19 protein-coding genes are annotated in these 15,432 nt (G+C 46.0%); 15 read left to right on the forward strand and 4 right to left on the reverse strand.

Features of this window, described 5'->3' with window-relative positions; translation table 11 throughout:
• On the forward strand, positions 1-811 hold an 811-nt coding region (locus tag QUB10_RS28450), incomplete at its 5' end, for a Uma2 family endonuclease (RefSeq protein WP_333206587.1).
• Positions 808-1,140 carry a hypothetical protein gene (locus tag QUB10_RS28455; protein ID WP_333206588.1) on the forward strand — a complete coding sequence of 111 codons (333 nt, stop codon included), beginning with the start codon at positions 808-810 and terminating at the stop codon, positions 1,138-1,140. The genes QUB10_RS28450 and QUB10_RS28455, both read left to right, overlap by 4 nt.
• A 288-nt stretch (positions 1,141-1,428) precedes the next feature.
• Here the strand turns inward: QUB10_RS28455 and QUB10_RS28460 are convergent, their stop codons facing one another.
• Positions 1,429-2,361, reverse strand: a complete 933-nt coding sequence (locus tag QUB10_RS28460; protein WP_333206589.1) for a LysR family transcriptional regulator — start codon at positions 2,359-2,361, stop codon at positions 1,429-1,431.
• A 239-nt stretch (positions 2,362-2,600) separates the two neighbouring features.
• Between QUB10_RS28460 and QUB10_RS28465 the strand changes: the two genes are divergently transcribed.
• From QUB10_RS28465 to QUB10_RS28480, 4 genes are all read left to right on the forward strand, one after another.
• Complete coding sequence (locus tag QUB10_RS28465) at positions 2,601-2,894, forward strand: hypothetical protein (protein ID WP_333206590.1); 294 nt, start codon at positions 2,601-2,603, stop codon at positions 2,892-2,894.
• 26 nt (positions 2,895-2,920) lie between these two features.
• A complete protein-coding gene (locus QUB10_RS28470) occupies positions 2,921-3,286 on the forward strand; it encodes a hypothetical protein (protein WP_333206591.1) in 366 nt (121 codons plus the stop codon).
• 185 nt (positions 3,287-3,471) lie between these two features.
• Positions 3,472-4,560: a tetratricopeptide repeat protein gene (locus tag QUB10_RS28475; protein WP_333206592.1), complete on the forward strand. Its 1,089-nt coding sequence runs from the start codon at positions 3,472-3,474 to the stop codon at positions 4,558-4,560.
• A gap of 38 nt (positions 4,561-4,598) precedes the next feature.
• Positions 4,599-5,108 carry an N-acetyltransferase gene (locus QUB10_RS28480; RefSeq protein ID WP_333206593.1) on the forward strand — a complete coding sequence of 170 codons (510 nt, stop codon included), beginning with the start codon at positions 4,599-4,601 and terminating at the stop codon, positions 5,106-5,108.
• A gap of 243 nt (positions 5,109-5,351) precedes the next feature.
• Here QUB10_RS28480 and QUB10_RS28485 read toward each other — a convergent pair whose 3' ends face one another.
• Complete coding sequence (locus QUB10_RS28485; protein WP_333206594.1) at positions 5,352-6,929, reverse strand: adenylate/guanylate cyclase domain-containing protein; 1,578 nt, start codon at positions 6,927-6,929, stop codon at positions 5,352-5,354.
• 88 nt (positions 6,930-7,017) lie between these two features.
• Here QUB10_RS28485 and QUB10_RS28490 point away from each other — a divergent pair, with 88 nt between their 5' ends.
• The 9 genes from QUB10_RS28490 (at position 7,018) to QUB10_RS28530 (ending at position 13,556) form a co-directional block, all read left to right on the forward strand.
• Complete coding sequence (locus tag QUB10_RS28490) at positions 7,018-7,278, forward strand: hypothetical protein (protein WP_333206595.1); 261 nt, start codon at positions 7,018-7,020, stop codon at positions 7,276-7,278.
• A gap of 286 nt (positions 7,279-7,564) precedes the next feature.
• On the forward strand, positions 7,565-8,395 hold the full coding sequence (locus QUB10_RS28495; RefSeq protein WP_333206596.1) for a prepilin peptidase: 831 nt from the start codon (positions 7,565-7,567) through the stop codon (positions 8,393-8,395).
• 61 nt (positions 8,396-8,456) lie between these two features.
• Positions 8,457-8,672: a hypothetical protein gene (locus tag QUB10_RS28500; protein WP_333102041.1), complete on the forward strand. Its 216-nt coding sequence runs from the start codon at positions 8,457-8,459 to the stop codon at positions 8,670-8,672.
• A 166-nt stretch (positions 8,673-8,838) separates the two neighbouring features.
• Entirely contained in the window at positions 8,839-9,789 is a 951-nt protein-coding gene (gene accD / locus QUB10_RS28505; RefSeq protein WP_333151026.1) for an acetyl-CoA carboxylase, carboxyltransferase subunit beta, read from the forward strand.
• Between the two features lie 379 nt (positions 9,790-10,168).
• Positions 10,169-10,360 carry a translation initiation factor IF-2 gene (locus tag QUB10_RS28510; RefSeq protein WP_333058460.1) on the forward strand — a complete coding sequence of 64 codons (192 nt, stop codon included), beginning with the start codon at positions 10,169-10,171 and terminating at the stop codon, positions 10,358-10,360.
• A 145-nt stretch (positions 10,361-10,505) separates the two neighbouring features.
• Positions 10,506-10,994, forward strand: a complete 489-nt coding sequence (gene psbV / locus QUB10_RS28515; protein WP_333035576.1) for a photosystem II cytochrome c-550 — start codon at positions 10,506-10,508, stop codon at positions 10,992-10,994.
• Between the two features lie 154 nt (positions 10,995-11,148).
• Entirely contained in the window at positions 11,149-11,649 is a 501-nt protein-coding gene (gene psbV2, locus QUB10_RS28520) for a photosystem II cytochrome PsbV2 (protein ID WP_333058458.1), read from the forward strand.
• Between the two features lie 125 nt (positions 11,650-11,774).
• Complete coding sequence (gene petJ, locus QUB10_RS28525; protein WP_333206597.1) at positions 11,775-12,113, forward strand: cytochrome c6 PetJ; 339 nt, start codon at positions 11,775-11,777, stop codon at positions 12,111-12,113.
• Positions 12,114-12,536: 423 nt separating this feature from the next.
• Positions 12,537-13,556 (forward strand): CHAD domain-containing protein, encoded by a 1,020-nt coding sequence (locus tag QUB10_RS28530; protein WP_333206601.1) that lies wholly within the window; start codon positions 12,537-12,539, stop codon positions 13,554-13,556.
• Between the two features lie 235 nt (positions 13,557-13,791).
• Here the strand turns inward: QUB10_RS28530 and QUB10_RS28535 are convergent, their stop codons facing one another.
• Together QUB10_RS28535 and crtA are read right to left on the reverse strand one after the other, a co-directional pair.
• Positions 13,792-14,289, reverse strand: coding sequence for a 2TM domain-containing protein (locus QUB10_RS28535; protein ID WP_333206598.1), 498 nt, complete (start codon positions 14,287-14,289; stop codon positions 13,792-13,794).
• A gap of 259 nt (positions 14,290-14,548) precedes the next feature.
• Positions 14,549-15,397, reverse strand: coding sequence for a cyanoexosortase A (gene crtA, locus QUB10_RS28540; protein ID WP_333206599.1), 849 nt, complete (start codon positions 15,395-15,397; stop codon positions 14,549-14,551).
• Positions 15,398-15,432 lie beyond the last annotated feature (35 nt).

Consider the following 15,432-nt stretch of genomic DNA (forward strand, 5'->3'; position numbering starts at 1 on the left):
AACAGGCATCTTGCCTGTTCAAGAAAAATTTGTTAGTTGTGGAACAGGCATCTTGCCTGTTCAAGAAAAATTTGTTAGTTGTGGAACAGGCATCTTGCCTGTTCCTTATGTTATCTTAAAAATATCATATCTGGAAGTAAAAAATATGATTTCTGTTGCACCGATCGCACCACCGTTACTCATAGGCGAAAAGCGAGTATTGTTGAGAAATATTACTTGGCAGGGTTATCAACAACTGCTACAGATTTTAGGCGATAACCGAGCGGCTACATTGATATTCGACCGGGGAATTTTAGAAATTACCATGCCTTTAGAAGAACACGAATTTTCAGCACGCTTAATCGAACGACTGATTATTATTTTGGCTGTAGAGCTAGGTTTAAAAATCAAAACAATGGGTTCGACAACCTTGGATCGATCGGACTTAGAGCGCGGTGCAGAACCAGATAATGCCTATTACATCCAAAATCAGCCCCTCGTAGCCGGTCGTACAGTAGATATAGCCACAGATCCAGCACCCGATTTAGTAGTGGAAATAGATATCACCCATACCGATATTAACAAGCCTGCTCTCTACGCCAGTATGGGAGTACGAGAGTTTTGGCGGTACAATGGTAGAGAATGGCGAATTTATAAGCTAGAGAACGATGAGTATTTAGAAGTATCTGTCAGCCCCACTTTTCCGATCGTTCCCAAGGAAAAGCTCTACGAATTCTTGGCAGCAGCGCAGCTAGATGAAGTAGAAGCGGAGGTGAATTTCCGCAACTGGGTGAGAGAGATGACAAATATTAATAACACAAGTGGAGGATGAAAGCAATGGAATATAGCGGTACATGGCGGATCGCAGAGATGGCAATGTGGGATAGTGATTATTTGGACATGGAAGTTGAAGCCTATATCGAGATTGATGAAACAGGTTCAGGAGAATTTCAATTCGGTTTAGTATCAGGTGAAATTGACGGCGAAGTCATAAAAGATGGAAAGGATCAGCGATTTGAGTTTACATGGGACGGTAATGATGAGAACGATCCTGCATTTGGTAGCGGTTGGCTAAAATTAAAGGATAAAAACTTGGTAGATGGTCGAATCAAATTCCACCAAGGCGACAGTTCTAGTCTTGTAGCTAAGCGCATGAAATAAGAGACCTCTTGCAAAAATAGCTGGGACGGGCTCTCCGGCCCGTCCCACAAAAAGTTTTTTCTCTTGTGGGATGGGCCGGAGAGCCCGTCCGAAAATTTGATCGAAAGGACTTTTGCAAGAAGTCTAAGAAATCAGCGATCGTACTATTTTAGGCCATTTTTGTTACCGCAGATGAACGCAGATGAACGCAGATAAAATCCCATCCGCGTTCATCTGTGTCCATCCGCTGATATCGCGGTAACAAAATCCCCATCTAACCAATAACCAATAACAACTGACTCAGGTTTCTCATGAAGGATTAATCGGAAACTCACCCTCACTATCAACCTCTGGAGCACTTTTAACTAAATCCAAAAACGCAAACACCGCCGGAATTAACAGCCCATCCCGCAAAACAGCCACCCCGATTACCCTCTCAAAATCCGACGGTAAACTGCAAACTTTCACCGAAGACGGTATCGGTTCCGCGGCCAAACGAGGCAGAATAGCTGCACCCAAACCTTGCATCACCATACTGACAATAGTTGAATCTTCGCTGAGTTCGTAACCGATATTTATGGGAAAGTCCGCAGTTGTCAAATACTTGCGAAGCGGTATCGAACAAGCATTTTCAATCGGCTGCAAAATCAGCGGATAATTCGCTAATTCTTTCCAGGTAATTTTAGCACTTTTACATTGCGCCTTCGGCGGCAGCAAAACCAGATATTTATCCCGCAAAATTTCCCTCGTTTCAAATTCATCGGAGATGGGAAGAGAGACAAAGCCGATGTCTGCTTTGCCCGATCGCAAAGCTTCTTCTACAGCTTGAGTATAATAAACTTCGGTAATGCTGACCGTAATTTTGGGAAAGCAACTGCGAAATTTAGCAATAATACCCGGTAGGATATGAGTGGCGACACTCCGAAAAGTAACTATCCGTACCTGGCCTCCCTGCAAACCTTTTTCCAAATCCGCTTCTTTTACCATCATTTCTAAGGCGCAGGCTATTTGACGCCCGTGACTCACTACCCTTTCCCCCACCGGCGTCAGTTGAGCACCGTGTCGCCCCCGGTGGAACAGTTGCACTCCCAATTCTGTTTCTAAAGAGGCGATGGCGTGGCTGACGGCGGATTGGGACAGTTCCAATTGCAAAGCCGCCTCGCTAAAGTTTTCACACTCTGCTACGGCTATCAAAGCCTGAATTTGAGAGAGTTTCATCCGCCGCGTATTGATTTCATTCATAGCCTTTTTGCCCGATCGTCAATCTATCTATTTTATTCATACAATCTATGCAAGCAATGATTTGATTGTCAATCACCAAAGAGTTAAGGTGAATTTATTAGATAACAGATTGACTTTCACAGGAATTGCACGCCAACAATAGTGGGCTGTTATTGCGCTGAAAATATTACAATGTTAAGCATTTATTGTAATCTTATTAGTGCAAATCTTGTGGAAAATATAAGTTGAAGGTGTGGGCTATGTCTACTTGCAAAAATCCAATCGATACCCCAAGCATCCAAATTTTTTCGATTACCGATCGAGCTAACCCATCCGAAAAACATAAAGGGCTATCTCTCTTTTCAGCTATAAAAAAAATTGGGCAGTTTTTGCTCTACCTCATTTCGAGTGAGGACGAACTGAGAATTTGGCAGACGTGCGATCGCTATGGTAACACTTGGTGGCACGGTTGCGATCGGGCTACAGGTCGCTCTACCTGTGTGGCGACGGATGATGAAATGCGCGCTTGGATCGATCGGCGTTATTGCCAATAGTAGTGTGTGGGTTGCGTGGAAATGAAGTGAAATACAGTTCTCGATTACCAATTAGCAATTACCAAGTAGCAATTACCAATTACCAAGTAGGAGATGCTATGCTTCAAATATCTTCCGAATGTGCAGCGCCCGTTAGCGGAGCCCTCGAAGAGGATCGCATTATTCTGATGAAAAACGAGGTATACAGATTGCCTCAAACTCATCGAAAAATTCAAGTTTTGTCAGGAATTGCTTGGATCACGCTTGACCAACAGGACATCATCTTGCAAAGTTCTGAAAAAGTATCGCTTCCACCCAGCAAAAACTTTGCTGTCATATCCGCTCTCAACAATATGCCGCTGATTATGGCCGTCTGGCAAGACAAAAACTCAGTCATGGGATTTGAGATTTGAGATTTGAGATTTTGGATTGAAGAATTGGGAACGACTGATTGTGTATGGGTTTGAAGCACGGGTCTACAGTTGCCTTCTTTTTTGAAACTGGTATCAGAACCTAGAGATTGAGAAAAAATTCGGCAGGAACACCCCAAAAAGCTCTATCTTAATAGTTATCACTTAGCTATTGGAGGACTCGATCGGTGCACCGCCGCTCTTACCACTTCAGCTATCTCGCAGCTATAAGTATTGTCTTATCGCCCGCACTCAGCTTGCTGGCAATTTCAGACGCCCGCGCTTATGCCCCAATTATAAATGCGAGGCGCGCCCAAGCGAGCGATTCCCTACGGGATAGCTTCGCTTCACGCGCTCAGGCAACAGACCCCAAAACGCAAGCAGACCAACTTTTTGAAACAGGAGTAAAACAGCACCGCGAGGGTTTGTTTCGAGAAGCAATCGAGACTTTTGAGCAAGTTTTGGCAATCCGCAAGCAACTAGGCGACCAAGCGGGAATCGGAGAAACCCTCAACAATATGGGGGAAGTTTATGGCGAAATGGGTTTGAGGCCCAAAGCTTTGGAAGTTCTGCAGCAAGCTTTAGTCATTCACCGAGAAATCAGCGGAGGGCGTCGTATCGCGCGCACTCTCAATCTCATCGGTTTCGTCAACCGGATTGGGGACAATTTTTCCGAAGCGATGAAACTGCACCAAGAAGCTTTGGAACTTGCCAAAACTACCGACGACCAAATTGAAATTGGAGAATCCCTCCACAACATCGCGGCCGTGTACGCAGAACAGGTCAATTACGCCAAGGCGATCGAATTTTACCAGCAAGCGCGGACGATTCGCACGGCCGCCGGCGATAAACGCGATTTAGGCCGTACCCTCAATAATATGGGCGGCGTCTACTACAACATCGGCGACTTTAATAGAGCGATGGAATTTTACCACCAAGCTTTAGCAATTCGCCGGGAAATCGGAGACCGGGCTGGCGTCGGCCGCCTCCTCAACAACATGGCACTTACCTCCCGCAAACTCGGCAAAGATACTCAAGCGCTGATATATTTTCAGCAAGCAATACCGATGTTAGAAGCAATCGGCGACAAGACAAGTATCGGACGCTTGCTCAACAATATGGGCGCAATTCATGAAAGTCTCGGTCAAAATGCTCAAGCTCTCGAATCCTACGAGGAAGCTTTAAAAATTGCTCGTGAGGGCGGTGACAAAGCCGGAGAAACTACAGCGATGGAGGGCATTAAGCGATTGTCTTCCAGTCAGCTTGTACCGCAATAATGACTGTGAGTTGCTAGAACAATCAATCAATATAAGCTATGTATATCCGTACCGAAAAGCCAGAAGATGTAGAAGCTGTTCGCAACATTAACATTGCGGCATTCGGGCGAGAAAATGAGGCTAATCTAGTCGATCGATTGCGGGGAATTGCATCTACATTTTCCTTCGTTGCGGTAGAATCCGATCGCATTGTCGGACACATTTTCTTCAGTCCAGTTGCCGTCGCAGGAAAATGTTCTAGGCATTTGTCGATTCTAGGGTTGGCGCCAGTCGCAGTTCTACCCAACTATCAGCGGCAAGGTATAGGAACGCTGCTGATTCGGGAAGGTTTAAAAGAGTGCGGGCGATCGGGATTTCAGGCAGTAGTTGTGCTTGGTCATCCAGATTTTTATCCGCGTTTTGGGTTTATTCCTGCTAGTAGAAAGAGCTTAAAATGTGAATATGATGTTCCCGATGAAGCATTTATGGTATTGGAGTTAGAAAGCGGAGCCTTGCAGGATTGCAGCGGAACGGTGAAGTATCGATCGGAGTTTAGTCTATGCGAGTGATATTAATTGGGCCCTTCATCCGAATTATTCATCTCTCTCCGCTCTCCCTCTGCGTTCTCTGCGTTCTCTGCGGTTAAATCATTCCGATGCAACCGGAACTGATCTGACGAAGTGGCGGTTTTTATTGTGAAGTATCGTAAAAAAATATAAAAATAACATTTAGTAGTCACAGTGGAAAAACGTTGTGCTGTACTTGCCTTTGTGAACCATAAAACCTGTACAACTATTACCCAGCAAAGTTATTTAAACGCCACTTTTTCCCTTCTCCCCTTTTGCACCTTGCAAAGCAAAAATCGGAGTTTGAGCAGATTTCCCCTTCAGAGCAACAGATCCCAAAGCCTCGCAAATGAAGTTTAGCTCGATCGACTCACACACCCTTTCGCCAATCAAAATTTGGTTTTCCGCCGCCTTGCTCATCAACCGAGCAGCAGTATTCACCGTATCACCGAGGATATTAAACTCCCTGCGCCCTCGCGGTTCCCCAACCTCAGCAGCAAACACCGGCCCCCGCGACAGCCCAATTTGACAGCTTACTTTTACTTCTTCACCCGCAATAATTACCAGAGGCCAACCTACAATCAGATCTCGGATTGCAATCGCCGCACTAGCCGCGCGGCTGGCATCATCCGTGTGAGCGTCAGGTACGCCAAAATAAATCAGCATATCCGAACCGTCTAAGTGCGCCGTTACTTTTTGCAACACGCCTCCTTTAGCTGACACTACAGCATCAATCGACGCAAACACCCGAGAAAAAGCCACTATCAGATTGACTTCTTCCTCCAGCGAAGCTTTGTCTACAGACTCTGGTAAACCAATCAAGTTGACAAACATCACCGTCGGTTCAGGAAAATCCGGCGGAATTTTCCGCCTGTCTGCATTTTCCACCAGCAGTCTCAGGATAGTTTTGGGAATATAACTAGCAAGGGGTTCAAGCCGATTCACAGCTTCCCCGATTTCTTTTACCAAGCCCGCCACGCTGCGATCGAGCAATACCGAACTCGGCATCCGTCGCCCAGTCAAAGTGATATCATACTCTCCGAGGCGATCGTCCGTTAAATCGTCCGCCACCAAAAAATAACCCGGTTTCCCGGGTTCAAAACGAAATTGCTCTCCCAAACACTCCCTAGCAATTTCAGTCACACACACCCGCCCCACAGTCCCAGAACCCTCAGCTTGCTTAGCTTGCTGGACTGAATGCCCCAGCAGTACGTGAGCCATCCGCAGCGGCGTACCGATGTCAGCACTAATATAGCGGCCGCAGTGGATGCCCACCCGCATCCTCAAAGACAAAACACCCCGCGCCGTTTCAATATTGGCAAATTCAGCCATCGCCCGCTGCATCCGCAAACCCGCCCGCACCGCCCTGGCTGTATCCTCTTGGTAAACTCCTGACGGAAACTGCACCAGCATCGCATCTCCGGTAAACTCCAGCAAATCCCCGCCCGATTTGCTGACAATTTCAATCATCGAGGCAAAATAGTCGTTAATCACGCCCAGCAGGCTTTCAGCTCCCTTGCGCCCCTGGGTAGCATTCGCTTCCAACAACGAGGTAAACCCTGCCAAATCTGTGAACAGCAAGGTGCCTGTTTGCCACTGGTAGCGCACCTCGCCTGGGTTGGGCGGAGATTCGGACACGAGCCTGGGTACGTAGTCGTGGAGAATGTAGCGCAGAGTTCGCAGGTGCTCGAAAACCCCCATTAGCGTTGCGGGGGACGGATCTACCCACGCAGCAGCGTACAGTTGAGCCGAAAGGAGCGATCGCAGTCGCAGTTCGATCGCAGCCAGGGGAGGATTGTAGGTTAATCTATTAATAATTTCCACCTAAGTTTATTCTTAAAAAATAGGGTAAGTTCTATTGATCGAGATGCTACACCAGTAACTCGACCTATACCATTATGATAAGTTTCCAGTGACTCCATACCAGCCAAACCCACAACCCACTAGAGAAACTTCCGAACGTCACAGCTTGCTAGCTCCCGATTTGATCCGAGCTGCTCGATCGGCCTATGGTATGTATCTGAAAGTGCATTCCGAGCAGATGCAGCGTCCGGCGGGTGTAGTTGTCAGTCAAGGAAGCGATCGAGGTCAGCTAATTTTTGCTTCGCAGCCGATTTTATTGCCCGGTGAACGTTTTGTTACTTTTGAGGAAATTGAATCTCAAATGTATTAATTGCTAATTGGTCATTGGTGGTAATTGGTAATTGATAATTAAGCATTGGGCATGAGGAATTGGTAATTAGTCACTAATATTATGTCCGCTCGAACGCTCGCACTAAAATAGGTTTCTAGTGAAGAGCCATGTTTTCAGGATTTTATGAAAACTTGCATTCTTGACTATTAATACCTTTTATGATGGGTAATTGACCGTACAGGCTCTAACAACTGAGAACTAACTATTGAGAAGTAACAAGTGATACATAACCCCAGTCAACAGTGAACAGTCAACAGTCAACTTAATGGAAATAATCTTTAATTGCCTTGTCATGGCGATCGTCTTTATTGTCGGATCGGCTATTGGCAGCTTTCTAAATGTGGTAGTCTATCGGTTGCCTGCGGGTTTGTCGGTGATCAACCCTCCTTCTCGCTGTCCCAAATGTTTAAATCAACTCAGAAATTACGAAAATATACCCGTTTTCGGTTGGCTGTGGCTCCGGGGCCGCTGCAATCACTGCCGCAGCCGGATTTCTGCCCGCTATCCGTTGGTGGAAGCAGCTACGGGTTTGCTGTTTTTGCTAATCTTCTGGCGGTTTGGCGTAACAGTGCAAACTCTGGGTTTTTGGGCTTTGTTTAGCTGGCTGTTGGCTTTGTCTTTGATTGATTGCGATACAATGACTTTGCCTAATTCTTTAACTCGATCGGGTTTGGTGCTCGGATTGGTTTTCCAAATGGCGAAAGGTTTGTGGCCGACATTTAGTCCGATCGACTCGGTAAACTATCTGGTACTCGATGGGATCGCGGGAGCAGTTGTCGGGTTGTGGCTGTTTGACGCGATCGGACTCGCCGGGACGATCGGGCTGAAGCAGAATGCTATGGGCGCCGGAGATACCAAATTAGCCGCCTTGATGGGAGCTTGGCTGGGCTGGAAATACTTGCTGCTAGCGGGATTTATTGCCTGTTTAGCGGGGGCTTTTGCCGGTGGCGGGGCGATCGCCCTTGGCTGGCTCGATCGGCGTCAACCCATGCCTTTCGGCCCGTTTCTGGCTCTCGGTACAGCAATTACTGCTCTGTGGGGCGAAGCGATCTTATCTACTTACTTCCAGTTGTTTTTCCCGAATTTTAGTTTCTGATGTGCCCGTAGTCAGGCGCGATCGAACATAATATTGTCTCAAAAATTGGTAAAATTGTTCCGTGTCTTGGATTACACTTACAACTACTAGCTTTCGTTGGGAAGCGGAATTAATGCAGCAGCTCCTAGCTGCTCATGAAATCCCGGCCCGGATTGTAGACTTGGGCATAGCATCTTATTTCGGGGCTGGAAGTGCTACAGCCCTGCAAGTTCTCCCACAACACCAGCGAACAGCATGGCTCCTCATCAGTCCAGTTGAAGAGGACAATAGTCAGTAGTCAAGTCTGTTGTTTATTGTCTGTTGTTATGGTTATTGGTTATTAGTTATTAGTTATTAGTTATTGGTAGCAGCTAACAACTCACAAATAACAACAGCCAACAGTCAACAGTCAACAGTCAACAGTCAACAGTCAACAGTCAACAGTTAACAAATACCAAGTTTTAATGTCTCTATTTGATTGGTTTGCAAATCGACGAAAATCAGTACCGAACTCCCAAGAACGGCCGGAACGAGAAATTGCGGACGGACTTTGGAATAAATGCGAAGCTTGCGATGCCCTGAGTTATACCAAAGACCTGCGAGCAAATCAAATGGTTTGCTTGGAATGCGGGCATCATATCAGAGTTTACAGTGACGATCGCATCGAGCAGTTGATCGATCCCAATACCTGGGTGCCCCTTAACGAAGGACTGCACGCCACCGATCCCCTGAAATTTCGCGATCGAAAAAAATATAGCGATCGACTCCGAGAATTTCAAGAAAAAACAGGCCACCTAGACGCCGTAGAAACCGGCATCGGCAAACTCGAAAATTTGCCAGTCGCCCTCGGAGTCATGGAATTTCAGTTCATCGGCGGCAGCATGGGCTCAGTAGTCGGAGAAAAGCTGACTCGCCTCATCGAACACGCCACGCGGGAACGCTTGTCCGTAATCATTGTCTGCGCTTCCGGTGGTGCAAGAATGCAAGAAGGAATGCTCAGCTTGATGCAAATGGCTAAAATTTCCGGGGCTCTGGAACGCCACCGGGAAGCGAGACTGCTTTACATCCCGATTTTGACCCACCCGACCACCGGCGGCGTCACCGCCAGTTTTGCCATGCTGGGAGACATTATAATTGCAGAGCCAAAAGCTACTGTGGCCTTTACGGGCGGCCGGGTAATCGAACAAACTCTGCGGGAAAAGCTGCCGGAAAATTATCAAACTTCCGAATACTCCTTCGCCCACGGTTTTGTAGACTTGATTGTACCCCGGACTCAATTAAAGAAAACTCTTGGTCAGCTCATCAGCCTCCACCAGCCACAGCCTTTCTTGGCAGACTCGGAATTTCCCGCCCTCAATGGCAGCGATAGCCACGCTTTGCCCCCGCAGACTCACGCTTTCAAACTTTCTCCCTAAGCTGCCGCGCCGGAGGATTGTCTGTTGGTGAGTGGGGGCCCAGAGGGAAATTGCTGAGGAATTGCTCAAAACCAGGCTTCTACCAAAAATATTTAGTTTGGTAACGAGACGTTCACGCAGACACCGGGTTTTGAACCTCGCGCCCGCAACTCCTATTGGTAATAACGACCCAGCAGTGGGATGATATTGATCGGAAGTTGATTGGCCCTGAAGTTAGGCTGGGCAAAAATGCCTAGTCGCAGTTAGCGGTTAGTTAGCTTGCGATCGAACAAAATCTCAGAACAAACTAACAGAACAAGCTAACAGCGCTTTCTAAAATTGTCCGGCTTTCAGTTAATAGCCGTCAACTCAATTTTGACCTGTCAGCGACCTAAAAATTATGGGTTTTGCAGACCTGTCCATCGCAGAAATAGCAGAGGACTTCAACGTCCCTGTTGAAGAAGTGATCCGCTTGTGCGATGAGTTGGAAATTGCCTACAAGCACCCTCAAACCCGTTTGGCTTTGGAGGATGTTAAGGCAATTATGTCCACTCTCGAAAAAAGGCGCGACTCAAAACTTCTTGCAGATTAGATCGCAAAATTCCTCTACCTTTAAAGGTATGGCTGCACAAACTTTCGCCAGTTGTTGCAGAAAGAGGGAATTTTGAACACAAATCTGTTTGCCAGGTATGATCTCTTAGCGTTCAATAATTTGCCGGATTTTTTTAAGGAGAACCATGCTTAAAAGATATTTCATTGCTCTGACCGCTGTATTCTTGAGCTTTCAGTTATTTGTCAGCAGTGCGATGGCTGTCGAACTGAGTCCTGAACTTCGCACTGTGACTTTGAATGACAAGGGTGCTCCAGTGGTGCTGAGCCTCAAACAAGTTCAGCAAGGCAAACGCCTGTTCAATTCGGCTTGCGCTCAATGTCACGCTGCGGGCATGACAAAAACTGACCCGAACGTGAATTTGAGCCCGGAAACTCTGGCTTTGGCCAACCCGCCCCGGAATAATATTGAGTCGCTGGTGGACTTTATGAAAAATCCCACCACTTACGACGGGTTTGAGGAAATTTCGGAACTGCATCCGAGTATGAAGAGTGCGGATATTTTCGCTGAGATGAGAAATCTCTCGGATGACGATTTGTACGCGATTGCCGGTCACATTCTGTTGCAGCCAAAAATTGTCTCCAAGCAGTGGGCTGGTGGCAAAGGCGCTCGCTAATCGATTTTAGATTTTAGATTTTAGATTTTGGATTTTGGATTGGGAGATGGCTGAAGTTCGGCAAGGATTGCTGGCTGGTCGTTTTTCGCTCTAAAATCTGAAATCTAAAATTTACCTCCTGCTCATTGATTATCGCAAAAGGTTGTAGTCCCTCATGCTGCGTCGTGGTGCTTTTGTCTGCTTTCTGTTGGGGATGTTAATTATTTTGCCACTCGTGCTGTTGGCTCCTCAACCTGTTTTGGCTGCTGCCGATTCTTACGTGAATAGGTATTTACAAGCCAGCGAACCTGTGGCTCTGGAGTTGGACTCTGAGGGACATACTCGCTTGTTTTCGGCGTTTGATTTGTCTGCGGGCAAGGTATTGTTCGAGCAAAATTGCCTGAATTGTCACGTCGGAGGAGCTAATTTGCCCGATCCGACGATATCTCTGTCTTTGGCTGACCTCAAGGGGGCAACGCCTCCCCGCAACAACATCAATAGTCTGGTGGCGTATCTGAGAGAACCGATGACTTATGACGGTACTGAGGAGACTTTTTGGTGCCGCCAAGTGCCGGAAAGCTGGATGCCACAGGCTGAGATTGAAAATTTAGCGGCTTTTGTGATCCGGGCGGCTCAGAAAGCTCCGGGCTGGGGCGTGGAGAATTTTGAGAGTTGAATTGCCACTGCCAAAAAGTGGTAAATTACTCGGAAGAAGGCGATACGACTGCGCGATCGCGCCTGTTAAAACAGGTAAAATATCTAAAGAATCACCCTTTGCGTGTCCATTAGAGGAGAACTGCGTTGAAAAGACTCTTATCGATCGCCCTATTAGCGTTCGCAATTTTTACCGTCGGCTTTGGTCGCCCTGCTTTGGCAGGTGATGCTGTTAAAGGAGCTAAAATCTTTAGCTCGAACTGTGCTGCTTGTCACATCGGTGGCGGCAACGTGGTTATGGCGATGAAAACCTTGAAAAAGAGTGCTCTTGAGAAGTACGGCATGAATTCTCTGGAAGCTATTACCACTCAGGTAACTAAGGGCAAAAATGCTATGCCTGCTTTCGCCGGCCGCTTGAAGCCCGAACAAATCGAGGATGTAGCAACTTACGTGCTCCAACAATCTGAGAAAGACTGGAAAGGCTAAACTGCCTCTTTGAAGTCGGGAAGCCTGGGCGGGTTTGATTTAATTTAAAACTTGTCCTCCCGATCGCACCCTCTCTCACCCTTTGGCGAATAAACATCGGTTTGCAGCGATCTTAACCTATTTGGGAAAGCGCGTCAGAAATCCGATTTTTATGAGTTCAAGGGCGAGGGAGGGACATTTTATTTTAGATTTTAGATTTTAGATTTTGGATTGCAGATTTTAGATTTTAGATTGCAGATTTTAGATTGCAGATTTGAGATTGCTAAATGCTGACTTTGTATAAACTGTCAAGCACCTAATATTAAGATTCATGTATGGAAGCCAGTCATAAATTGGGGTGGTGTGCTAGGATGTAAACCCTTTACTAGCAAAGCCTTGAAATCCAAATTAAAGTCGATCGGGGATCTGGAATCTACACCTGCCATGAACGTAAAAACATCAGCCAAAGTTAAAACTCAAGTTAAAACTCTCGGAGACGCTGCATCTGGGGCGATTGAGAAATATTTCCGCAAAACTGTAGAGCACGAGGCTGAAGTTCTCAAAGACCAAGACGCGGAAGAACTTCATCAAATGCGCGTGGGATTGAGACGTTTGCGATCGGCTGTGACTGGTTTTGCTCCGGTTTTAGATTGGCCAAAAGAGGCTTCTGAACGTAAAATTGGTAAGGTGGGGCGGATTCTGGGAACGCTCAGGGATTTGGATGTGATGCTCGAAAGTCTCCAAAATCGCTATTACCCGAATTTGCCGACTGACGAACAGGAAGTTTTGGATAAGGCTTTGTCGAATTTGCTCAAACAGCGCCACCGGGCTTTGAAAGGGGTGAGGGCGATTTTAGAGCACAAAAGCTACGAATCGCTGAAGCAGTCGATCAAGGATTGGTTGGAAGAACCGAAGTTTCAGGCGATCGAACATTTGCCAATTGCTGAGGTTTTGCCGGATTTACTGTTACCTCAAGTCAGCGAGTTTTTTCTCCATCCGGCTTGGCTGTTGGGTACAGAATATGAAGATGGCAAAGTTAAAATTGCTAAGGATTTGAATGCTGAGGCTGTCGAAGAGAAGTTAGCAGCCGAGGGAACTATTCTGCACGATTTGCGGAAGCAAGCTAAGCGGGTTCGCTATTTGATGAATCTGTTTGGCGATTTTTACAGCGAGACTTACGAAGTTTATGTCGAAGATGTGAAAGCTATTCAGGAATGTTTGGGCGATATTCAAGACAGTGAAGTTTTAGGCGAGTTTCTGACAGATTTTGTCGATCGCGATCTGAAAAAAGAGTTGCCGAAGTTGGCGGGTTTGTTGGCCGAAAATCGCTATGCAGCTTGGCAAAAATGGCAGGTTTTGCAGCGCAGGTATTTGAGTTCGGAAATTCGGCAAGGTTTGCGATCTGCTTTAATTCATCCTGTGGTTGAAGATGCTGCTAATGGAAAATTGCCCCAGGAAAGTTAGGTTTTCAGGCCCAGAGAATGCGATCGACTGGCGGGAGGGACTAAAAGAGGGATATTTGTAGGGACACAGCCTTGCAGTGTCCTTCATTGTATAACTCAATAAAGGGCGATCGCTCTTGGGGAGAGGTTCAAGAAAAAACCTTAACAATTATTCTTTCCAGTAACGAGTTAAAACCCGAATTACTTCACGAGTGTGAAGTAAAAGAAAGGGCGATCGCGTTTTTTACCATAGAAAATCAGGACTGCAACCACTTCATAAACTTATTCGTCGCAGTACCAATCGACTCTCCCACCTGTTTCTTCAACCGCCACCGCTGAAATGCTTGTTCGTAATCTTCGCCTTCAGTTTGATAAACATTCCAAGCATTCAGCGACAATCCTAATCCCCAGGTTAGTAAAATGAACAGTGACCAAGAAAGCTCGTGCGAACCTGCTAGATTAAACAAAACTAAAAAAGTATTGATAATGCCGTACTTTGTCACATTTTTCTGCAATTTGCGACGACGGTAAGAGTTAAAAACCAGCTTTTCTTGAACTTCTCCTCTAGTTGCTAACCATTGCTGTTCCGCCGCTACAATATCCTGTTCGGAAATGCCCAATTCCGCTGCAATCTCGAAAAGCTGCACTCTGGATAATTCCCCTTCATCTTGTCGGCGTGCGATCGCAAGCTGTAAAATACCCTGAGCATCCTCTGAACCGTAAATTTGACTTATTTGACTTTCATTGGTTGCCATAACAAGTTTCCTATAATTCCTGACATCCTTTCTATGATAGATATAGACGCAGTTAAACGACAGGTAGTGAAATTGGCGGATTTCAACACCCGGACACTTGAGTGAGACTCCTGACTATGGGAAGGGAAATCGAAGCACCGATATATAGCCTTTCTCAGTAACATGAGGTATACCGAAACCCTGTAGTGTCAAGCTTTCCAGGTCAAAATTCGTACCTCATCTTTCTGAGAAAGGCTATATTACCTCAACTTTAAACTAATTAATTTGCCGAACTTTGACTAATTTTGCTATCTCGTTTCAACATAAATTGATAAAATATCCCAAACAAAATCACCGCAATCATTCCCACGACTAAAGAACCTTCACCCTCATGCCAATATTTAAACAAATCTAGGCGCTTAGATGCAACTAACAATGCCATTCCCGCCACTCGAAAAACATTAATAATAAAACCAAAAAGGACAGCGACACCTATTACCAAAGCCTTATTTTGTTTAGTAGGAAACATCACCAAACAAACTACAGCTAAACCTAATAAGTAATTCATTGCCTCTATACCCGAACAACCCCCATTTACCAACACCCTTCCTGTCGGTAAAGCAACATAATTACCGTCACGTGTTACATCAAAACCGACATACCACAAAGAATAATAAGCAAATTTAGCAGTAAGCGAGGTAATAAAAGGCACTAAAGGTGACGTAATGACACTGGGGGTGCCATGAAAAAATAGTATTACCAATTCACGCCAATATAGTTTTAAGTTCTGAAAACCTACCGCAAGTAGGCTCAAACCTAAACCCGACAAAAAAGGTGCAAGTCTTAAAAAAGGATCGATTTTACTGGAAACCCCAGCACTTTGAAATAAGATAAAAGCGATTAATAGCGTCCCTGCTACTCTCGATAATAGGTCACTTTGTATCTCACTCTTTTTGAGAATATCCTGGTTGTCCCAAAGCAGGGAACCCACAGCGCACCAAAAAACTATACTCATCCAAAAATGAGCAACATCGTCCACTTTCCACAGGAGTGTCATATTCAGAGTTACTAAAGCTGTGGCGATAATCAGGGTAAGCTCATCTAATTTGGTATAAATTGTACTTGACAAAACAAACAAAATACACAGGTAGCCCGCTCGTCATT

The organism is Microcoleus sp. B5-D4 (genome assembly GCF_036705145.1).
Taxonomy (GTDB): Bacteria; Cyanobacteriota; Cyanobacteriia; order Cyanobacteriales; family Microcoleaceae; genus Microcoleus.